Origin of the sequence: Sphingomonas nostoxanthinifaciens, assembly GCF_019930585.1 — a bacterium.
In the GTDB taxonomy this organism is placed as follows: domain Bacteria; phylum Pseudomonadota; class Alphaproteobacteria; order Sphingomonadales; family Sphingomonadaceae; genus Sphingomonas_I; species Sphingomonas_I nostoxanthinifaciens.
Genome location: NZ_CP082839.1, coordinates 2,272,255 through 2,292,962 on the forward strand (window position 1 = coordinate 2,272,255; position 20,708 = coordinate 2,292,962).

The window sequence follows — 20,708 nt, forward strand, 5'->3', positions numbered from 1 at the left end:
TGGCGTGACAGGCAGTCTGGCCGCCGCATCGGCGCGGCTCAATGCTCATGATGCGCGCGAGTTCGTTGCGGGGGCCGCAACGGTGCGCGGCTCGATCAGGTCGCCGATCCGCACCGGCCGCGCCGGATAGCGCGCGGTGAAGCCACCGGCGCTGCCCGCCGACAGCCCGCCGTTGCGCGCGATCAGACGGAGCAACGCTCCCTCGCACGAGCGCCCCTGGCACAGGCCCATGCCGCAGCGGGTGAGCAATTTGACCGCATTGGCAGCCTCCGCCTCAGGCAATACCGCCTCGATCTCGCCATGGGTAACGTCCTCGCAACGACAGAGGATCGTCTCGGGCGGCTGTGCACGATCGAGCGCGACACTCGGGTCGGACAGTTCGGTGAGCAGCGCGGCGAAGCGGCCAAGCCGCGCGCGCTCGCGCAGCAGCGGACGTGCGCGCCGATCGGCATCGGGGGCGAGGCCCGCGTCGCGCAGGATGTCGAGCGCGGCCAGCCGCCCCTCCACCAGCGCCGACGCCGCACCCGCGACCCCGCTCGTCTCGCCGGCAATCCACAGGCCGGGAACGTTGCTCGCCATCCGCGCGTCGTGAAGCGTTCGCCAGCCGCCGCACGGGCCTGCCCATGCGACTGCGGCACCGAGCATCCGCGGCAGATCGGACTGCGGCACGAAGCCATAGCATAGCGCCACCCCATCGCAGGCGATGCGCTCGCCGTCGAAGCGCGCGGCCGCGACGCGATCCGGGCCCTCGATCCCGTGCAGTGGCTGGCCATAGCGTACCGGCACGCGGTGTCGCCGCAGCAGGTGCAGGGCCGCGGCGGCCGTACCCAACACGCCAAGGTTGCGCAGGGCCGTCACGGCATGGCGGCCGAGGGCGGCTCCCATCGCCGCACGCGATTGATCGAACGCGACCAGCGCCACCTCGCCGCCCGCCGCCACGATCTGCGCGGCGACGACCAGCATCAGCGGGTGCGTGCCCGCCAGCACGATCCGATTGGCTGGCACCACCTGCTGCGCCTTGACCAACGTCTGCACCGCACCGGCCGACATCACGCCGGGCAACGTCCAGCCCGGCAGCGGCACCGGCAGATCGTAGCAGCCGGTGGCGACGAGCAGGCGCCGTGCCGCTACCTGCTCCACCCCGTCCGCGCCGGCGAGATCGACGAGGAAGCCCGCATTGTTGCGCGCCACGCCGATGGCGGATCGACCCCCGAGCCAAGTCAGCCCACGCGCAATCTCGAACGCCGCGACCTCGGCTTTGACCGCGCGATAGGCTGTGCCCGGCAGCCAGCCGGTGACGACGAACGACGCGGGCGGCTGGCGCGCGATCTGGCCACCCGGCCGCTGCTGCTCGTCGACCACCGCGACCGACAAGCCCGCAGCCGCCACCGCGCGCGCCGCCGCCATCCCGGCCGGGCCGCCGCCGATCACCAGCAGATCGAACTCACCCATTGGCGCCGGTCTCGACCGTCATGCCGTCGGCGATCGGGGTGAGGCAAGCGCGCAGGCGGCGTTCGATCCCGCCGCTGCGCACGCTTACGAAGCATTCGCTGCACGTCCCCATGTTGCACCACGCACCGCGCGCCGCGCCTTGCCGATCCACCCGCAGCGCCGTCCGGCCACTGGCGGCGAGCACCGCCAGCACGGTCTCGCCGGGGAATGCCTGCACCGGCGCGCCGTCGATCCAGATGGTGACGGCGTCGGCGCGCGCGACGCCGGTTTCGATCCGGCCGCTCATCCCATGAACCCGTTGAGATGCTCGAAGCGCGCGGGCGCGATGATCGCCAGTTCCTCGTCGGCCTCGGCGCGGTCCCACTCCAGCATCTGCCGCGCCGCCAGCCGCGCGAAGGTCGGGCCGAGCGTGAAAGCCGAGCCGCCGGCCGCGACGAACAGGCCGGGCATGCGCTGCATCTCGCCCACGATCGGCAACTGGTCTGCCGAAATGGCGGTGACGCCGGTCCAGCTCCGCAGCAGGTTCATGTCGGCGATCGCGGGCACGGTGGCGATGGCGGCGCGGAAATTGCCGTCGCGCGAAGCCGGCAGCGGATCGGGCCGCAACCCCGGATCGAACGCGCCGTCCGCCCCCAGCCGCAACCGCGACGGCCAGCCGCCGCCGATCAGGATGTTGCCGGCATGCGTTTGCTTCAGCGACAGCCGCCGCCCGACATGCTGCACCAGGTGCGGCACGATCGGCGCGACCCGCTCGGTCGCGTTCATCGTCAGCCCCACCGGGAATAAAGGCAGGTGCAGATTGGCGAGCGCGGCGATGCGCGGGCTCCACGCTCCGGCGGCGATCATGATCCGATCGGCGATCACCGTCTCGCCCGACAGCTCCACCTCAAAGCGCTGGCGCTTGCGGATCGCCTGCACCGGCGCGTCATAGGCCACCTCCGCGCCCAGCATGCGCGCGGCGCGCAGGAAAGCGGGCGTCACCGCGCGCGGATCGGCATGGCCCTCGTCGGGCAGGAAAGCGGCGGCGATGATATCCGGGCTCAGATAAGGCGCGATCCGCCGGGCCTCGTCGCCGTCGATCAATCGGGTGCGCAGGCCCGCTTCCTGCTCGCGCACCACCTTGGTTTCGAGCAGCGCGAGTTCCTCGGGCAATTCCGCAACCATCAGGCCGCCCTCGCGCCGGACGTGGAGATCGGCGTCGAGCGCCATCTCCAGTCCATCCCAATCGTCGATGGCGAGGCGGCTGAGTGCCGTGATCCGCGATGCGTCCTCGGCCAGCCGCTCGCCATTCTCGAGGAAGCGGCGCTCGATCTGGAAGTGGAGCGAACCGGCATTCTGGCCCGACGCGCCCGCATTGGCGTGGGCGGCGTCGGCCACCAGCACAGTCGCACCGGCGCGCGCGCAATGCCAGGCGGTTGCGGCGCCGACGAGCCCGGCACCGATCACCAGCACGTCGACGCGGATGCTCATGCCCCTGCCGGCTGGCCCGCCGCGCGCGGGGCTGCAAGGCCGACGAGCAACACGGTGGCGAGGTTGAGCGCGAGCGCGATCAACCCCGGCTCCCACTCGGGCAACAATATTTTCCACAAGGCCTGCGCCGCCGGCAGCAGCAGCGCGCAATAGCCGACGGCGAGCCCCGCCAGCACGCCCGATGCGCGCGCACGCTGCGGCCAGATCAGCGCCAGCACCGCCCCCGGCGCGAGCATCCCGATCGAGGCATAGGCCGACAGGCCGACCTTCACGATCGACTGGCTCGCGCCGAGCGTCAGATAGACGGCGATCGCAGCGAAGCCGATCATCGACAGGCGCGAGATGCGCAGATCGTCGCCATGCCGCCCGGTAAGCGGCGCGACGATGTTGCGCGCGAAGATCGTGCCCGAGGTCATCAGCAGCACCGACCCCGGCACGAGTGCGAGCAGGCAGGCGGTGCCCGCCATCAGCCCGACCAGCCATGCAGGATAACGCTGCGCGACGAAGGTCAGCAATGCGGCATTGGGGTCGCCGGCCGGCGGTTGCACGCCCGCCACCAGCACCGCGAAACCGAGCAGGATGATGAAGAAATAAGAGAGCGAATAGAGCGGCTGCCAGATCGCATTCTGCCGCAGCGCGCGCGGGCCGGATGCGGCGTAGCTCAGCTGGAACATGTGCGGGAAGAACCACGTGCTCGCCGCCACGTTGAGCGCCGAGGTGATGAACCACGTGGTCGACAGCCCCGCCGCCGGCTGCGCACCGGGAAATGCGCCGATGCCCGGCCGCAGCGCCTCTGCCCGCGCGAACACGTCGAACAACGATGTCGCGCCCATCCGCCCGGCGACGGTCAGGCTGAGTGCCACCACCAGCAGGATCATCAGCACGTCCTTCACCCCCGCCGCGAACGCCGCCGAGCGTAGCCCGGCGAGGAACACAAACGCCAGCATCAGCACGGCGGCGAGGATCACGCTCAGCGTCTTGCCCGCCCCCGCCCCGACGGTCAGCTGGAGGACAAGGCTCAACGCGGTCAGTTGCACCTCGACATAGACGATCGTCGCGAACAGCCCGGCGATGGCGACCACCACGCCCAGCCACGGCGCATAGTAGCGCGTCGCGAAGAAATCCGCCTGCGTGACGAGCCCGTCGCGCCGCCCCGCCGCCCACACGCGCGGCATCAGCCAGTAAGCGACCGCAGACGCGAGCGAGACCGAGGTGAACGACAGATAGGCCGGCGCGCCATAAGCCCAGGCGAAGCCGGAGATGCCGAGCACGGCGAAGGTCGTGTAGATTTCGCCCGCATTGACGAACCAGAAGATCAACAGGCCCAGTCGCCGCCCGCCGATCGCCCACTCCTCGACCGACTGCGCGCGCGCCTGCCGGCGGCCATAAATGATCGCGCCCGCCATCGTGGCGAGCAGCACAAGCCCGGCGACGAACACGATCATGCCGCGTCATCCGCGTCGATGCCCGCCGCTTCGTCGCGCCCGAACACCCACGCGATCGCGGCCGAAGCGACGAGCACGCCCGCCATCTGCCACACCATCTGGAACGGCAGCCCCAACGGGCGCCAGGTCACGCCGTTGGCGACCGGGGCGAGCGCGAGCTGCCAGACGAACGGCAGCAGCAGGACGAGACGATGTCGGCGGGCGGGCCGCGCCTCCGCCATCAGAAGCCCGAATATGCCGGGCCGCCGCCCGCCTTGATCCAGCCGTCGATCTTCGCCTCCAGCACCTGCAGCGGCAGCGCGCCGGTGCCGAGCACCTGATCGTGATAGTCGCGTATGTCGAACCGGCCGCCCAGCGCCGTGGTGGCGCGCTCGCGCAGCGCGCGCAGCTTCAGTTCGCCCATCTTGTAGGCGCAGGCCTGCCCCGGCGCGGCGATGTAACGGTCGATCTCCACCGCCACATCGTGCGGCGCCATCGAGGTGTTGGCGAGCATATAATCGATCGCGCGCTGCCGATCCCAGCGTTGCGCGTGGATGCCGGTGTCGACCACCAGCCGCACCGCGCGCAGCATCTCCATGTCGAGATGGCCGAACCACTGATACGGATCGCCGAACATGCCCAGTTCGCGGCCGAGCGATTCCGAATAGAGCCCCCACCCCTCGGTATAAGCGGTGAAGTTCTCGCCCTGGCGCAGGCGCAGATAATCGGGCAGCTTCATATTCTCGCGCACCAGATTGATCTGGAAGTGGTGGCCCGGAATGCCCTCGTGCAGCGTCAGCGTCTCCAGCGTCGGGATCGGCCGCGTGCCCAACATCGCCATGTTGAAATAGAGGACGCCCGGCGTCACGCCATCGGGCGGCCCCGGCCGGTAATAGCCGGTGCCGCGCTGGCCGCCCAGGGTCGGCAGCGGCTGGACGCTGAACGGCGCCTTGGGGCGGTGCGCGAACAGCTTGGGGATCGACAGCCAGATCTTCGCCTCGATCGCCTTGAAGCGGCCGAGCAATTCCTCCGGCGTCTTGCAGTAGAAGCGCGGATCGGTGCGGATATAGTCGAAGAAAGCGTGGAGATCGCCGGCGAAGCCGGTCGCGGCCTTGGCCCGCTCCATCTCGCCGAGGATGCGCGCGACCTCCGACAGGCCGAGCTGGTGGATCGCGTCGGCGGGCGTGGTGGTGGTCGTATGGCGCTGAAGCTCGGCGGCGTAGAGCAACGCGCCGTCCTTCATCGCCCAGCGGCCCGGCGCCTCGGTCGCGCGCGGGGCGTAGGTGTCGTTGAGGAAGCTGCGCCAGCGGGCATAGCCGGGCAGCACCTTGCCGGTGATCGCCGCGCGATAGGCCGCCGTCAGCCGGGCGCGTTCGGCGGCCGGCATGTCCGTCGGTAGCTTCGTCACCGCCGCATAGAACGGGCTCTGCTCGACCGGCTGGGCGAGCACGGCGTCGACCTCGGCTAGCACCGCCTTCACCACCACCCGGTTCTGCACCTGGCCGCGCGCCAGCCCCTCGCGCAACCGCACGATCGTCTCGTCGAGATAGCCGGCGAAACCGTCGAGGCGTTGCAGCCCCGCCTCGTAATCGGCATTCGTCTTGAACGGCGCGGTGGCGGCGACGAAGTCCGGAAACTCGACCTGCAGCCCGAACGACGGATCGAGCGGCGCGCGGCGCGCCACATCGAAAGCGCCGCTGCTGACAAATTCTTGCGAGCGTTTGGTCTGATAGCCGAACACGTCGAAGGCGATGCGGTCGCCGACATCGAGCCGCGTCCGATCGATCCCCTTCAGCGCCGCTGCGTCGGCCGCGCGCTCAGCGCCCAGCGCGCGGGCGTAGTCGTCGGCAAGCGGATCGACGAACGCCGGCGCGCGGCGCGTGGCCGAGAGCGGCGCGCGGGCTTCCTCGGCCTTCGATGCACGATCGAGCAAGGCGTGCAGCCGGCCCGCATCGTCGTTTACCGCCGCAAATGCCGGCCGCGCGACCAATGCCGCGCCCGCCAAAGCCACTGCCTGCCGCCGTGTGACGCCCGTGCCTTGTTCCATCATGTCCCCGATGCCTGCCCTTTCCGGCAGCATGACGCGGCCACCGGCTATTTCAACGGCATTGCAGCATATCGCACGCATCCGATCCACATGCGCAAACCCCGCTGATTTCCGCCGTTTAACCGCGCTCTGCGCCCCGCCTGCGCCCGACTGTTTCAATTATCTTGCATTCAGCGCAACAAACGCGGCCCATCTCATGCATTGTGTGATCGAAACGTTCCGGCAGTCTCTGCGCAACGGGAATGTCACAAAAAAGGGGTCGCACAAATGGGGCTTTTTGCTCGGCTCATCCTCGCGAGCAGCGCGCTCGCCTTTCCCGTGGCGGTCGCCGCGCAGCCTGCACCGCCGTCGATTGTCGCATTGGTCGGCGGCACGGTGGTCGATGTCGATACCGGACGCGAGACGCCGAACGCGACCGTGCTGGTGCAGGACGGCAAGATCGCCGCCGTCGGCCCCGGCAGCAGCGTCGCCGTCCCGGCGGGTGCCCAGACCGTATCGGTGCGCGGCAAGTGGCTGGTCCCCGGCCTGATGAATACGCACGTCCATCTGGGTCTCAAGCTGCCTGGCGCGGCCGGCGCGGCGCTCGCCGAAGAGACCGACCCTGAAGAGGTGCTGCGCATGGCGGACAATGCCCGCCGCTCGCTTCTCTCGGGTGTCACCACGGTGCGGCTGGTCGGCGAGGATCATGGCAACGACTTCGTGTTGCGCCGCGCGATCGACAGCGGCGAGGTGATCGGGCCGCGCATCAAGGCATCGGGCGAGGTGATCGTACCGACCGGCGGCCATGGATCGTGGGAGGCGGACGGCCCCTATGCGCTCGCCAAGGCGGTACGCGAACAGATCAAGCGCGGCGCCGACTGGATCAAGATCGCCATTTCCGGCGGCATCGCCGACACGCATGGCAGCATCTCTGCCGCGCCGATGACCGACGAGGAGATGTCGGTCCTGATCGAGGTGGCGCACCGCAACGGCATTCCGGTGACGGCGCATAACGGCTCGAACGAGGCGGCCGCGCAGGCGCTCAAGTTCGGCATCAACTGCTTCGAGCATGGCTATCACCTCAACGAAGCGACGTTGAAGGAGATGAAGGCCAAGGGCGTGTGGCTGGTGCCGACGATGGTCGTCAGCCAGCCCGGTGCGCGCGAATTCTACAAGAAGATCGGCTCGCCCGATTGGTACCTCGCCCGCGTCGACAGCACCGGCAAGGATCACTGGGCGATGCTGCAGAATGCGATCCGGATCGGCGTGAAGATCGCGCTCGGCACCGATCAGATGCCGTATGAGCCGAACGGCGGCACCACCGCCACCGTCGCCGAGGCCGAACTCTATCAGAAAGCCGGCATGACCCCGCTGCAGGCGCTGCAAGCGGCGACGATCCGCTCCGCCGAGCTGCTCAAGATGGAGGATCAGACCGGGCGCCTCCAGCCCGGCAAGTTCGCCGACATCGTCGCCGTCGGCGCCGATCCGGTGAAGGATATTTCGGCACTGCGGACGATCAGCCTGGTGATGAAGGCCGGTCGGGTGGTGCGCGACGACGATACCGGCCGGCTGGCCGAATGAGGCGGCCGACGCGGTCTCCGCAGGCGGAGATGCTTTAGACCTATAGGATTTCCACGACGCGAGGAGTTGGCATGAGGCGTTTTCTCACCGCTGCGGCCACGGCCGCTTTGCTTGCCCTGCCCGCCACCGCGGCAGTGCCGACGACAGACGCGCTGTCGCGCATGTTCCAATGGTGGGACGGCGCATTCAAGCGGCCGGACGGCTTCACCCCCGCCGGCTTCGCGCAATTCTTCACGCCCGACGCGACGCTGACGCTGGAGGGCAAGACCGTGATCCACGGCATTCCCGAATGGATCGCGCATTTCCGCAAGATCCAGGCGAGCGGCCGCGAGGTCGAGATCGTCGTGCCGTTCAAGGACGTCTTTCAGGCGGGCGACCGCATCTACACCTACCACATCATCCGCTCGCGCGGCGGCGGGAAGGTCTCGTGCGTGATCGCCGCAGGCGACGCGGTGCTGAAGGGCGGCAAGATCGCCGCGATCACGCTCGTCCGCACCCCGCTCGACGAAGCCACGGCCGCGGCCGAGCCGACCTGCTGGAAACAATGAACTGACGCGCTTGGCTGCGCGCACACGAACGACGTGGCGCGGGCCGTAACCATGAAGGGGACATGACATGGCACGTTTCGACACGATCACGTACCTGCTCCGGGCATCGGCAGCCGTCGCCGCACTGACCGCCGGGGCTGCACACGCGCAGACTGCGGCGACGAACGCCGGGCCGGCCGACCAGACCGCGAGCGCCACCGCCGCCGGCAGCGGCGGCGACATCATCGTCACGGCGCAACGCCGCCAGGAATCGATCCAGAGCGTACCGATCGCGATCACCGCGGTCACCAGCCAGACGCTGAAGGATCAGAATATCCGCAGCGTTCAGGACTATTTCTCGCTGACGCCCAACGTCAGCTTCCAGTCGAACGGCTCGCGCGACCGCAAGGATCTGGTGCTGCGCGGCATTTCCAACCAGCTCAACCCCTATGCCGACGTGCGGCAGGCATCCTATGCCTTCTACATCGACGAGTTCAACGTCGCCGCCGGCACCAGCAATCCGCAGATCGTCGATCTCGACCGGATCGAGATCCTGCGCGGGCCGCAGGGCACCTATTTCGGCCGCAACTCGGTCGGCGGCGCGATCAACGTGATCACCAAGAAGCCGGTCGACCGGTTCGAAGGAGAGGTCGAGGGCAGCTACAGCAGCTTCGACACCAAGCGCGTGCAGGGCGTGCTCAACGTGCCGATCATCTCCGGCCTGCTCGCGCTGCGCGGCTCGGGCCAGTATGAGCAGTCGGACGGCTTCATCAAGAACATCAACCCGATCGGCGGCGGCAACAACACCAAATTCTACACCGGCCGGATCGAGGCACGACTGACGCCAGCGCCGAACTTCACCTGGGATCTCACCTACAGCTATTCGAATGAGAAGGACGGCATGCGCGACGGCGTGCCGACCGGCTTCGTCACCGCCACCTGGGCGTCGGTCTACTACAAATCGACCCCGGGCCTGATCGGCAATCCGGATGGCGTCGGCTTCTATCCGGGCAACGACGATCGCGTAAACTACAATCGGCCGCAGCAGGTCGGCAGCAAATATCAATATGTCAGCACTCGCGCGGTGTGGGATCTGGGCCCGGTCTCGATCACCGGCGTCGGCGGCCACGTCACCTCGACCGTCTTCAACTATGGCGACGTCGACGGCGGCAGCCACGATTATTTCTACGAGAGCTTCTATCTCAAGCGGCGCTCGACCAGCGGCGAGCTGCGTGTCCAATCCAACGGCAGTCATTTCCTCGACTGGAGCGCCGGCGTGTCGGGCGGCCGCGATACCGGCGGCACGCTGCAAAGCACGTTCGACGGGTCGGAAAGCCCGCTCTGCCCCGCGGCGACCGGCGGACATTGCCAAGGGCTGGAGGCGACCGGCCTCACCTCCAACAGCGCCACCAGCTATGTCGCCGGCTTCGGCCAGGCGACCGCCAACATCACCAGCAAACTCGCTTTCACCGCCGGCCTGCGTTATTCATGGGAGCGCAACAGCAACGTCTCGCAGACGCGATCCAACGCGCTCTTGACCGGCGTCAACGACCGCGCGGCGACCTTCCACGACTGGTCGCCCAAATTCACGCTGACCTACAAACCGCAATCTGACCTGATGTTCTATGCGACCATCTCCAAGGGCTTCAAGTCGGGCGGCACGCAGACCAGCAACAATGTCAACCTCGCCAATTCATTTAAGCCCGAGACGCTCTGGAATTACGAGGCCGGCACCAAGTTCGAGCTGTTCGACAAGCGCCTCCGCATCGATATCGCCGGCTTCTACATGGACTGGCGCGACGTTCAGGAGACGATCAAGTTCCAGTATATCAACCCCACCACCGGTCAGCTGCTCAGCGTCAGCGGCATCGCCAATGCGGCCAGCGCGCGCAGCTACGGCGCCGAGGCGAGCTTCGACTTCGCCGTCACGCACGAATTCAAGATCGGCGGCCAGATCGGCTACGACAACGCCAAATATCGCAACTACACCAACGCGCTGGTCGATGGTGCGGTGCTCGATGCGAGCGGCAAACCGCTGGTCGGCGCGCCGAAATGGACGCTCGGAGCGCAGGGGCAATATACTTATCCGCTGTCGTCGACCGCCGACGTCTTCCTGCGCGCGGAGTGGAATTACCGCAGCAGCATGCTGTCGTCGCAATATGCTCTGCGTTATTACGTCTACCCGTTCATCTCGCCGAGCTATCACAACGTCAACCTGCGGCTCGGCACCGATATCGGGCCGGTGCGCGCGGTGGTGTACGTCCAGAACCTGTTCGACGCGCATTACTTCGCCAACGCCTATGAGAAGGCGTTCTACAGCGGCGTGCAGGTGGAGCCGTCCTATCGCACGGTCGGCGTCACGGTCGGCTACAAATTCTGAGCAGGTAACGGGGAGGACGCCCGGCGCCCTCCCCGCGATCGCCTCAGCGGCCGGCCTCGGTCCATGTCTTGAGCCGCGCCTCGAGCTGGCCGAGCAGCCGCGCCGGCGCGCCGTCGAGCTGCCGCCCCATGCGGTGGATCAGGCTGACCGTCGAATGCTCGAGTTCGGCGTCCAATAGCGGCCGCGAGACCAGCGCACCTTCCTCCAGCTCGGCCACGGCGGCGATCCGCGGCAGCACCGTCACCACGCGGCCCCACCGCGCGAGATCGCGCATGAGGTGGAGCGAGGTGGTGGTCACCGCCGCGTCGAGCCACGTCTGCGCGCGCTTCTCGGCGTCACCGAGCAGCCGCCGGATGCCGAAGCCCGGCGGCGGCAGGCAGATGCGGAACGCCTTGAGATCCTGCAGCGTCAGCGCCGCGAACGCCGCCGCCGGATGGGTGGGCGCGCACAGCACCTCGAGCGGCTGGGCGATACTCGCACGGGTGCGGATCTTGGGCTCGTTCGAGGTGTGGAAGATCATGCCGATATGCGCCTCGTCCTCCAGCACCATCCGCACGATCTCGCTGGTCGTGCCGCTCAGCACCGAAAGCGCGATGCCGGGGTTGCGCCGCTGGAATGCATCGACCGCCTGCGAGAAGGAACGACCGAGGAACCCTTCGCCCACCGCGAGATCGATCCGGCCCGTCTTCATCTCGCGCAGGTCGCGCAGCCGGTTCATCAGCGCCTCGCGATCGGCGAGCTGATCGCGGTAGAAATCGACCGTCATCCGTCCGGCCTCGGTCAGGCGGATCGAGCGGCGGCCGCGCTCGATCAGCGGCGTACCGAGTTCCTGTTCGAGCTGCGCGATCTGCCGGCTGATCGACGACACGGCGACGCCGATCTTCTCGCTGGCGAGCCGCATCGAGCCGAGATTGGCGGCCTCGTAGAAATAGGCCAGCGCATTATCCAGCAACACCGTCCTCCTCGTTGGCGGCAGCATGGCGGTCGTTTGCGCGGGACGCAACGATCTGGACGGGTGATCGCGCTTGATGCATCTCGGGCGCCTGTCCACAAGCAAATGCGGGAGAGCGAAACCGCGTCCGCCGGACGGCCGAGAGGGGATTGGAGTTGAGCGACAAACGCGCGCGTGTGGGCTGGCGCGGCTATATCCCGGCGATCGTGACGCCGTTCGCGGCCGATGGTGCGCTGGATCTCGGCGGGCTGGGCGCTATGCTGGAATGGCTGCATGCCGAGGGCATGCACGGGCTGATCCTCGCCGGCACGACGGGCGAATGGACCAGCATGTCGGCCGACGAGCGCGCCGCCTTGTTCAGTGCGGCGGGCGCGCAACTCGCGGATAAGCTGCCTTTGATCGCCGGTTGCAGCAGCTTCACCGCGCGCGAGACGATCGCCTTTGCCGTACATGCCGCGGCACAGGGTTTCGAGGGCATCCTCGTGACGCCGCCTCCCTACATCCGACCGAACGAAGACGAGTTGTTCGGCTTCTATACCGAGGTCGCCGCCGGTTCGCCGTTGCCGGTGTGCATCTACAATTGGCCACCCGGCACCGCGATCGACATGCCGGTGGCGTTGCTGGAGCGCCTGGCAGGGATCGACAATGTCGTTGCCATCAAGCAGTCCACCAGCGATCTGCGCCGTTTCACCGAGACGTTCTTCCGCCTGAACGACACCGTCCGCATATTCGGCCACAGCATGGACGAGCATGGCCTTGCATTGCTGGAGGCGCGCGGCGGCGACGGCACGATGGGCGCGGGCGGCGTGCTCGGCCGCGTCCAGCCCGATTTCTACAATCACCTCTGGGCCGGCGACATCGCTGCCGCGCGCGCCTGTGGCCGCAAGGACCGCGCCATTCTGGAGGATTGGTACACCCCCGAGCTGACCGGGCGCTTCGGCTCCGGGCCCGCTGTGTTGAAGGCGGCGCTTCGCCTGCGCGGTGTGCCTGCGGGCTTCGTGCGGGCACCGCTGCGCGAGGTGAGCCCGGCCTATGATGCCGCCATTCGGGAAACGCTGGCGCGGCTCGACTGCCTCTAGCGATCTGTTCGAGCGGCGCGCCGGCCGAGACCATTCCGCGCGCATGCCCGCATCGGGCTGGGCCCATTCCAGCGCCGTTCATCTTCATGATCGGCCGAATGGCCGCCGCTTGCGCGAATCACGGCGCCTCGCCGTGGACGCCGCGCCAGCCATCGCGTTGGCGACATTCGTCGCGTTCGGAATTTTCGCCGGCGCTAGTCGTTCAGGCCTGAAACTTATTTCCCCAAATTGTCATATTATCGAAGCACCTTCGTCTTGGCTAATGATACGGTAGCACCGCTGATGGGTAGGCTGCAGCAACGAAATAGCAGCCACTGTCGAGCGGAGGAACCACCCCACGGGGCCAGTCAAACAAGGGGACAGGTGAAGTGATTGCAACGTTGAAGAGCGGTCCGCGGCCTAACAGGTCGGGGCCGAACAGGTCGTCTTTGCTTACCGCTCTGCTCGCCGGCTCGAGCATATTCGTAGCGACCGGTGCCCATGCTCAGGCCGCCGATACGACGACCGGCTCTGCTCAAGCTGCACCGGCCGACAGTTCGGCCAATGGTGGCGATATCGTCGTCACCGCATTGAAGCGCAGCACGCGCGTCCAGGATACGCCGCTCGCCATTTCGGCCGTCACCGGTGACTCGCTCGCCAAGGCCGGCAACACCAGCTTCACCGATCTCAGCCGCTCTGCGCCCAGCCTGCGCATCATCGATAGCGGCCCCGGTCAGCGCCGCGTCCTGATCCGCGGCATCCAGGCGGCCGGCGAGCCGACCGTCGGCGTTTATTATGACGAAAGCCCGGTTGCGGGCTCGGTCGGCACGACCAGCGACGCTGCCTCTTCCACCCCCGACTTCCGCCTGTTCGACGTCGAACGTGCCGAGGTGCTGCGCGGCCCGCAGGGTACGCTGTTCGGCTCGGGCTCGATGGGCGGTACGATCCGCGTCATCTTCGCCAAGCCGAAGATGGACAAGATCGAAGCAGCCGTCAGCCTCGATGGCCAGAGCGTCCAGCATGGCAAGCAGGGCGGCTCGGTCGACGCCATGGTCAACCTGCCGGTGATCGACGACAAGATCGCGGTGCGCCTCGTCGGCTTCTACCAGAAGTTCGCCGGCTATGTGGACAACGTCCGGCTCGGCCTGCACGACATCAACGACGGCCACTCCTATGGCGGCCGTGCGCTGGTGCGCCTGACGCCGACCGAGCGGCTGACGATCGACCTCGCCGCTTACTATCAGAAGGTCGCGACCGGGTCGCCGCGCTGGGTGCTCGAGACGGGCACGCCCTATACCACCAATGCACGCGCGGAGTCGGGCAATTACGATACCGACCGCATGTATTCCGGTACGTTGCACTATGATCTCGACTTCGCGACCCTGACCGCGGTAACCTCCTATTTCGACCGCAACAAGATCACCGATGGCGACGTTTCCAACACCTTCCTCGGTCGCGACAACGCCGCGGGCTGCCAGACCTATCTCACCAAGACGCGCGCCTGCACCACCGGCGAGCTGTCGGGCTACCTGACCGATACGCGCGCGCTCTACTCGTCGAGCCTCTATCAGCCGCAATATGTCCACGACTGGACGAACGAGCTGCGGTTGAGCTCGCCCGGCACCGGCCGCTTCAACTGGACAGCCGGCGTGTTTGGCGAGAACCGCAAGTCCTCGGTGCGTTCGACCCTGCTGCTGGCGGACCCGACGACGGGCAGCCTGCTGCCGTTCGTCGCGCAGAACATCAAATATGATCGCACGATCGACGATCATCTCAAGCAGTTCGCCGCCTTCCTCGAACTGTCCTACAAGATCATGCCCGACCTGACGTTCACCGCGGGCGCGCGTTACTATAATTACCACAAGACGGTGGGTGGCCGCATCGACGTCGGCCAGATCCATTACGGCTCGGTCGTGACGCCGGAGACGGTCGCCAAGTCGAAGGAAGACGGCGTCATCGGCAAGTTCAACCTGTCGTGGCAGGCCAAGCCGGGCCTGCTGGTCTATGCGCAGGCGGCGCAGGGCTTCCGCCCGGGTGGCGTCAACCAGGTGGTGGGCCTCCCCGCCAACTTGGCACCTTACACGTCGGACAGCCTGTGGAACTATGAGGTTGGCGTGAAGGCGACGGTGACGCGCGGCGTCTACCTGAACCTGTCGGGCTACCGGATCGACTGGGACAACATCCAGGTTTCGGGCCGTACGTCGGGCCTGACGTCGGTGTTCGGCTTCATCACGAATGCCGGCGCGGCGCGCATCTATGGCGGCGAGGCGGAACTGACCGCGACGCTGATGCGCGGCCTGACGCTGTCGGCTAACCTCGGCTACACCGACGCCTATCTGACCAAGGATCAGCTCAACAGCTTCATCGGTGCCAGCGGCACGACCGGCCGCAAGGGCGATCAGCTGGCGTACGTGCCGAAGGTCACGGCCGGCGGCTCGCTCGAATATGTCCGCCCGCTGACCGGCTCGGTGGACCTGTTCCTGCACACCGATGCGAACCGCGTCGGCGGATCGTACAGCACGATCGCGCCGACCGACACGACGCGCCGCCACCTGCCCTCCTACGTGGTCGGCAACGCCCGCGTCGGCGTGCAGGGCCATGACGAGGAATGGGGCGCCTACTTCTACGTCAACAACCTTGCCGACACGGTGGCGATCGTGAGCGAGAGCACGAGCTCGAACACGACCGGGCAGACGCTGACGTACAGCCTGCCGCCACGGACCTTCGGCATCAACCTGATGCACAAGTTCTGATGACGCTACGGACGCCGCCTCCCGGGGCGGCGTCCTTTTCGTATCGGCCGCGCGCGGCGCCGCCGATCAAGCAGGGAATTCGATCGATGCGCTCGCTTCGCACCTATCTCGGCTCCGCGGCGCTGGCCGCAGCCTTCATCGCCCCGGTGGTCGCCGCCCTCGCCCAGGGCACGCCCCAACCCGCCCCCGGCACGTTCGTCGCCGCCGAGCGGCCCGAGAAGAGCACCGCCATTCCTGCCCCGGCCCGCCAGAAGGGCGAAGGCATGGGGCCGTTCCGCCGCCTCGTCATCCGCGGCGTCACGCTGATCGACGGCAGCGGCTCGCCGCCGCGCGGCCCGGTGGATATCATCATCGAGGGCAACCGCATCGCCGAGATCAAGCAGGCGGGCACGCCGGGCCTCGCGCTCAAGTCCGGCCGGCCGCCCTACGACGCCGATTACGAGGTCGATGCCAGCGGCATGTACGTGCTGCCCGGCTTCATCGACATGCACGTCCACGGCTCGACCGCCGACAAGGCGCCCGATCTCAGCTACACCTACAAGCTCTGGCTCGCCCACGGCGTGACCACGGTGCGCGGCGTGCCGCTGGCGCCGTTCGAAACCTCGCTGAGCGAGAAGGCACGTTCGGCCCGCAACGAGATCGTGGCGCCGCGCATCTACGCCTATCAGCGCCCCGGCGAGGGCAAGGGCTGGACCGGCGGCGTCGTCAACACCCCCGCCAAGGCGCGCGCGTGGGTCGACTGGGCCGCCAAGCAGGGCATCGACGGCGTCAAGATCCTCAACACCCCCGATCAGGATCCCGACACCTTCGCCGCGCTCTGCGACGAAGCGCGCAAGATGCATATCGGCACCGTCTCGCACCTCTCCGCCACCGGCGAGGGCCGGATGGATGCGGTCGAGGCGGGTGATGTCGGGCTGAATACCGTCACCCACCATTATGGCCATTTCGAATCGCTGTTGAAGAACGGCCAGATCCAGGATTTCCGCCCGGACTATAATTACAATAACGAGCAGGATCGCTTCGGCGATGTGGCCGATCTGGCGGCGCAAAGCTATGATCCGGGCTCGCCCGAATGGATGGCCTATCTCGCCCACCAGAAGGCCAACCATGTCGTCTTCGATCCGACGATGACGATCTACCTCGCCTCGCGCGATCTGATGCGGATGCGCAACGCCGACTGGCACGACAAATATACGATGCCGCAGCTGTGGGATTTCTATCAGTCGTCGCGCGAGAATCATGGCTCCTATTTCTACGACTGGACCACGGCGACCGAGATCAAGTGGAAGAACTTCTACTGGAAGTTCATGCGCCTGATGAACGACTATAAGAATATGGGCGGCCGCGTGACGACCGGCTCCGACAGCGGCTTCATCTTCGAGACCTATGGCTTCGGCTATATCCAGGAGCTGGAACTGTTCCAGGAAGCCGGCTTCAACCCGCTGCAGGTCGTCACCGCCGCCACGCTCAACGGCGCGCTGACGCTCGCCGATCCGAAGGGCGAAGTTCCGGAGATGGGCACGGTTCGCGTCGGCAAGCTCGCCGATCTGGTGATCGTGAAGGAAAACCCGCTGCAGAATTTCAAGACGCTCTACGGCACCGGCGCGCTGCGCCTCAACGAGCAGACCCACAAGCTCGAGCGGGTCGGCGGCGTCAGCTACACGGTCAAGGACGGCATTGTTTACGACGCCAAGAAGCTGCTCGCCGAGGTGGCCGACATGGTCGCGGCCGAGAAGCGCAAGCGCGGCCTGCCCGACGCGCTCGTGCGGCCGTGAGATGAGGCACGCTTAGGCATCGTTCACGTGGGGAGGTGGGACATGACGGACTCGCTCGATCAGACGCGGCGCAAGGTGATGAAATATTCGGCGCTCGGCCTCGTCGGCAGCGCGCTGATGAGCCGGACCGACAAGGTGGCGGCGATGCAGACCGCGACCTCGCCCACCTCCCCCAATTCCGTCACCGGAAAGCTCAAGGCCGGCTACAAGAAGCATAGCGAGGCTTTGCTGCTGCCGCGTCATTATGGCGGCAAGGATCAACCGCCGGCGCCGGCCACCTACGACATGCTGTCGACCGACTGGCATCGCCGCCAGATGAACCTACTGTTCGCGATGGCGGCGGAGCGCGGCGTGCAGGCGGTGCTGCTGCGTCAGCCGGTCAACGTCCAATATTTCACCGGCTATTGGTATCGCTCGACCGAGCGCCCGCAGGTCGCCTTCATGAACAAGGACGATCAGGCGCCGTGGTATTTCCACCCCGTCATCGACAACCAGCTGGTGCGCGCCGGCTGGTTCGGCGGCGAGAAGATCTATTTCGACTTCCCCCACGCGCCGGGCGGCTTCCCCAACGAGGGCAAGGTCGTCACCGCACCCGGCGTCGACATGATGGAATTCATGCTGGAGGGCGTGCGCGACAAGGGCGTGCAGGGCACCAAGATCGGCATCGATGGCGAACTCTATCCGTCCGAGCTCGCCAAGCTGAAGAAAGTGATGCCCAATATCGAGCCGGTGAACATCGCCGACCTGATCCGCGACATCCGCATCACCAAGACCCCCGAGGAACTGGCGCTGTGGAGCCGCGCTTATACCTATACCGATCGCGGCCATGCCTTCGCGCGCGACTATCTGCTGACCTACGGCACCGACATCACCGATCTGGAGCTACAGCTCGCCACCGAATTGTGGCTCAGCGACACGCTCTATCAGGATCTCGATCTGGCCGGCGGGCTGATGAACCGCGGCGTCGGATCCGCCGTGCATGCGGCGGTGCGCGCCGGCCGCACCAATAGCTACCCGCATCCCAACCAGCCTTATTATTCGCGCATCCTGAAAAACCAGCCGCTGCAGATCATCGCCGTCGCCATGATCGGCAATTGCGGCGGCGAGAATTACCGCATGTTCCAGATCGCCGATCAGGCGGGCAAGTTCGACGCGCATGGCACGAAGATGTGGGAGGTCACCCAGCATTGCTGCGACATCCAGCGCGACATGCAGAAGGAGGGCGCGGTGTGCGGCGACATCGCTTATGCCATCCATAAATATCAGGTCGACGAGGGGATGCAGAAGTATATCTACCACCGTCCCGGCCACGGCGAGGCGAGCGAGGGCCATTATCCGCCCTACATCGCGCTCGGCGACCGCACCGTGCTCAAGCAGAACTCGGTCTTCTCGGAAGAGCCGGGGCTGTACGATCCCGAAGGCGGCGTCGGCTATAATTGGAGCGACAATATCGTGACCGGCAAGGATACCGGTTACCGCATGAGCTTCGTGCCCTATACGAAGGAATGGTCGTTCGTGAAGTTGTGAGCGAGGTGGGCCGTATGCATGTCGTATGCGGCGCGCAATTTGGTTTGATTGAGGATTGATCGCGCATGGTTCGGAAGAAGTTGTTGGGATTGGCCGCGGGCGCGGCAATGGCGCTGGTGGGCGCGTCGGTGTCGCTGGCGCAGCAGACGGTTGCGCCCGCCGCGCCTTCGGCGGCGGTAAAGAGCCCGCTCAAGGGCAGCTGGGGCCCCGCCCCCGCGCGCAACTCCAGCGAAAGCGTCGGCCCGTTCCGCAAGCTGGTGATCCGCGGCGCGACCTTGATCGACGGTTCGGGCGGCCCGCCAATGGGGCCGATCGACATCGTGATCGAGGGCAACCGCATCGTCGCGGTCAATCAGGCCGGCTGGCCGGGCCTGCCGATGAAGGCCGATCGCGAGCCGCGCGACGCGGATTACGAGATCGATGCGCACGGCATGTACGTGATGCCGGGCTTCATCGACTGCCACGTCCACGGCGCGGGCACCGACAAGGCACCCGACCTCGGCTATAATTACAAGCTTTGGCTGGCGCACGGCGTGACGACGGTGCGCGGCGTGCCGCTTGCGTCGCCCGAAATGGCCTCGAGCGAGAAGAACCGCTCCGCGCGCAACGAGATCGCCGCACCGCGCATCTTCAACTATCAGACGCTCGGCGCCGGCTGGAGCGGCGGCACGGTCGACACCGTCGAGAAGGCGCGCGCCTGGGTGCAGTGGGCCGCGAAGAACAATATCGACGGCATCAAGTTCTTCAACCGTCCGAACGAGACCCCGGAGATCACGTCCGCCGCGATCGACGAGGCGCACAAGCACAACATGGGCACCGTCGCCCATCTGTCGCAAAACGGCGTCGCCAATTTCAATGCGCGCCAGGCGGGCGAGGCCGGGCTTGACACGGTCACCCACTTTTACGGCCACTTCGAGTCGCTGCTGAAGGATGCGACTATCCAGAAGTTCCGCAGCGACTATGACTATAATAACGAGCAGGATCGCTTCGGCAGCGTCGCCGACCTGTTCGATCAGAGCTACGAGCCGGGCTCGCCGCAGTGGATCGCCTATCTGGCCGAGCAGAAGGCAAACCACGTCAACTTCGACCCGACCTTCAACATCTACGCCGCCTCGCGCGATCTGATGCGCGCGCGCAATGCCGACTGGCACTCGGTCTACACCACGCCCGAGCTGTGGGATTATTTCCAGTCGACACGCGACAATCACGGCTCGTATTTCTACGACTGGACGACCGACGACGAGGTCCGCTGGAAGAACTTCTACAAGAAGTTCATGACGCTCATCAACGACTACAAGAATATGGGCGGCCACGTCACGATCGGCACCGACTCGGGCTTCATCTGGAAGCTGTACGGCTTCGCCTACATCGAGGAGCTGGAACTGTTCCGCGAGGCGGGCTTCACTCCGCTCGAGGTGATCCGTACCGCCACAAAGAACGGCGCCGAGACCTTGTGGTCGCCGAAGCATGAGGCGCCGCCGGTCGGCATCGTGCGTCCGGGCATGCTCGCCGATCTGGTGATCGCGCCCGAAAACCCGCTGGCGAACCTGAAGACACTCTACGGCAGCGGTTTCCTGCGGCTCAATCCCAAGACCAACAAGGTCGAGCGCGTCGGCGGCGTGAAATATACGATCAAGGACGGCATCGTCTACGACGCGCACCGCCTGCTGCAGGAGGTGGCCGAGACGGTCTCGTCCGAGAAGAAGCGCATGGGCCGGCCCGACGGTCTGCCCGTGCAACCCTGACCCCCCACCCCGTGCGTCGGCCGCAAGCCGGCGCGCGG

15 protein-coding genes are annotated in these 20,708 nt (G+C 66.7%); 8 read left to right on the forward strand and 7 right to left on the reverse strand.

The genetic code is table 11. The annotated features are described in order from the left end of the window. Positions 1-45: 45 nt before the first annotated feature. Genes K8P63_RS10810 through K8P63_RS10835 form a run of 6 tightly spaced genes read right to left on the reverse strand, consistent with a single transcriptional unit; the run spans position 46 to position 6,393 of the window. A complete protein-coding gene (locus K8P63_RS10810; protein WP_223796042.1) occupies positions 46-1,452 on the reverse strand; it encodes an FAD/NAD(P)-dependent oxidoreductase in 1,407 nt (468 codons plus the stop codon). Beyond that, complete coding sequence (locus K8P63_RS10815; protein WP_223796043.1) at positions 1,445-1,738, reverse strand: (2Fe-2S)-binding protein; 294 nt, start codon at positions 1,736-1,738, stop codon at positions 1,445-1,447. The genes K8P63_RS10810 and K8P63_RS10815 overlap by 8 nt, the downstream gene beginning before the upstream one ends. Next, positions 1,735-2,922 (reverse strand): NAD(P)/FAD-dependent oxidoreductase, encoded by a 1,188-nt coding sequence (locus K8P63_RS10820; protein ID WP_223796044.1) that lies wholly within the window; start codon positions 2,920-2,922, stop codon positions 1,735-1,737. Before K8P63_RS10820 ends, K8P63_RS10815 begins: the two co-directional genes overlap by 4 nt. Beyond that, positions 2,919-4,367, reverse strand: coding sequence for a sodium:solute symporter family protein (locus tag K8P63_RS10825; protein WP_223796045.1), 1,449 nt, complete (start codon positions 4,365-4,367; stop codon positions 2,919-2,921). The genes K8P63_RS10820 and K8P63_RS10825 overlap by 4 nt, the downstream gene beginning before the upstream one ends. Then, positions 4,364-4,588: a DUF3311 domain-containing protein gene (locus tag K8P63_RS10830; RefSeq protein WP_223796046.1), complete on the reverse strand. Its 225-nt coding sequence runs from the start codon at positions 4,586-4,588 to the stop codon at positions 4,364-4,366. Before K8P63_RS10830 ends, K8P63_RS10825 begins: the two co-directional genes overlap by 4 nt. Then, positions 4,588-6,393, reverse strand: a complete 1,806-nt coding sequence (locus K8P63_RS10835; RefSeq protein ID WP_223796047.1) for a DUF885 domain-containing protein — start codon at positions 6,391-6,393, stop codon at positions 4,588-4,590. The genes K8P63_RS10830 and K8P63_RS10835 overlap by 1 nt, the downstream gene beginning before the upstream one ends. Before the next feature lie 267 nt (positions 6,394-6,660). On the opposite strand from K8P63_RS10835, the gene K8P63_RS10840 reads away from it, so the two are divergent. The 3 genes from K8P63_RS10840 to K8P63_RS10850 all read left to right on the forward strand — a co-directional run bounded on the left by K8P63_RS10840 (position 6,661) and on the right by K8P63_RS10850 (position 10,860). Then, a complete protein-coding gene (locus K8P63_RS10840; RefSeq protein ID WP_223796048.1) occupies positions 6,661-7,953 on the forward strand; it encodes an amidohydrolase family protein in 1,293 nt (430 codons plus the stop codon). A gap of 71 nt (positions 7,954-8,024) precedes the next feature. After that, positions 8,025-8,501 (forward strand): hypothetical protein, encoded by a 477-nt coding sequence (locus K8P63_RS10845; RefSeq protein WP_223796049.1) that lies wholly within the window; start codon positions 8,025-8,027, stop codon positions 8,499-8,501. Between the two features lie 67 nt (positions 8,502-8,568). Next, a complete protein-coding gene (locus K8P63_RS10850; RefSeq protein ID WP_223796050.1) occupies positions 8,569-10,860 on the forward strand; it encodes a TonB-dependent receptor in 2,292 nt (763 codons plus the stop codon). A gap of 43 nt (positions 10,861-10,903) precedes the next feature. Here the strand turns inward: K8P63_RS10850 and K8P63_RS10855 are convergent, their stop codons facing one another. Beyond that, positions 10,904-11,812 (reverse strand): LysR family transcriptional regulator, encoded by a 909-nt coding sequence (locus K8P63_RS10855; RefSeq protein WP_223796051.1) that lies wholly within the window; start codon positions 11,810-11,812, stop codon positions 10,904-10,906. A gap of 155 nt (positions 11,813-11,967) precedes the next feature. Here K8P63_RS10855 and K8P63_RS10860 point away from each other — a divergent pair, with 155 nt between their 5' ends. The 5 genes from K8P63_RS10860 to K8P63_RS10880 all read left to right on the forward strand — a co-directional run bounded on the left by K8P63_RS10860 (position 11,968) and on the right by K8P63_RS10880 (position 20,670). Next, entirely contained in the window at positions 11,968-12,891 is a 924-nt protein-coding gene (locus K8P63_RS10860; RefSeq protein ID WP_223796052.1) for a dihydrodipicolinate synthase family protein, read from the forward strand. Between the two features lie 428 nt (positions 12,892-13,319). Then, positions 13,320-15,623, forward strand: a complete 2,304-nt coding sequence (locus K8P63_RS10865; protein ID WP_223796053.1) for a TonB-dependent receptor — start codon at positions 13,320-13,322, stop codon at positions 15,621-15,623. Positions 15,624-15,709: 86 nt separating this feature from the next. Further along, a complete protein-coding gene (locus tag K8P63_RS10870; protein WP_223796054.1) occupies positions 15,710-17,398 on the forward strand; it encodes an amidohydrolase family protein in 1,689 nt (562 codons plus the stop codon). Positions 17,399-17,440: 42 nt separating this feature from the next. Continuing rightward, a complete protein-coding gene (locus K8P63_RS10875; protein ID WP_223796055.1) occupies positions 17,441-18,925 on the forward strand; it encodes a M24 family metallopeptidase in 1,485 nt (494 codons plus the stop codon). 65 nt (positions 18,926-18,990) lie between these two features. Then, positions 18,991-20,670 (forward strand): amidohydrolase family protein, encoded by a 1,680-nt coding sequence (locus K8P63_RS10880; RefSeq protein WP_223796056.1) that lies wholly within the window; start codon positions 18,991-18,993, stop codon positions 20,668-20,670. Positions 20,671-20,708: the final 38 nt, after the last annotated feature.

Bases quoted from the DNA above. Each gene is read 5' to 3' on its own strand.
- K8P63_RS10815 (WP_223796043.1), bottom strand. From the start codon at position 1,738: ATGAGCGGCCGGATCGAAACCGGCGTCGCGCGCGCCGACGCCGTCACC.
- K8P63_RS10825 (WP_223796045.1), bottom strand. From the start codon at position 4,367: ATGATCGTGTTCGTCGCCGGGCTTGTGCTGCTCGCCACGATGGCGGGC.
- K8P63_RS10810 (WP_223796042.1), bottom strand. From the start codon at position 1,452: ATGGGTGAGTTCGATCTGCTGGTGATCGGCGGCGGCCCGGCCGGGATG.
- K8P63_RS10830 (WP_223796046.1), bottom strand. From the start codon at position 4,588: ATGGCGGAGGCGCGGCCCGCCCGCCGACATCGTCTCGTCCTGCTGCTG.
- K8P63_RS10845 (WP_223796049.1), top strand. From the start codon at position 8,025: ATGAGGCGTTTTCTCACCGCTGCGGCCACGGCCGCTTTGCTTGCCCTG.
- K8P63_RS10870 (WP_223796054.1), top strand. From the start codon at position 15,710: ATGCGCTCGCTTCGCACCTATCTCGGCTCCGCGGCGCTGGCCGCAGCC.
- K8P63_RS10850 (WP_223796050.1), top strand. From the start codon at position 8,569: ATGGCACGTTTCGACACGATCACGTACCTGCTCCGGGCATCGGCAGCC.
- K8P63_RS10820 (WP_223796044.1), bottom strand. From the start codon at position 2,922: ATGAGCATCCGCGTCGACGTGCTGGTGATCGGTGCCGGGCTCGTCGGC.
- K8P63_RS10840 (WP_223796048.1), top strand. From the start codon at position 6,661: ATGGGGCTTTTTGCTCGGCTCATCCTCGCGAGCAGCGCGCTCGCCTTT.
- K8P63_RS10835 (WP_223796047.1), bottom strand. From the start codon at position 6,393: ATGGAACAAGGCACGGGCGTCACACGGCGGCAGGCAGTGGCTTTGGCG.
- K8P63_RS10875 (WP_223796055.1), top strand. From the start codon at position 17,441: ATGACGGACTCGCTCGATCAGACGCGGCGCAAGGTGATGAAATATTCG.
- K8P63_RS10880 (WP_223796056.1), top strand. From the start codon at position 18,991: ATGGTTCGGAAGAAGTTGTTGGGATTGGCCGCGGGCGCGGCAATGGCG.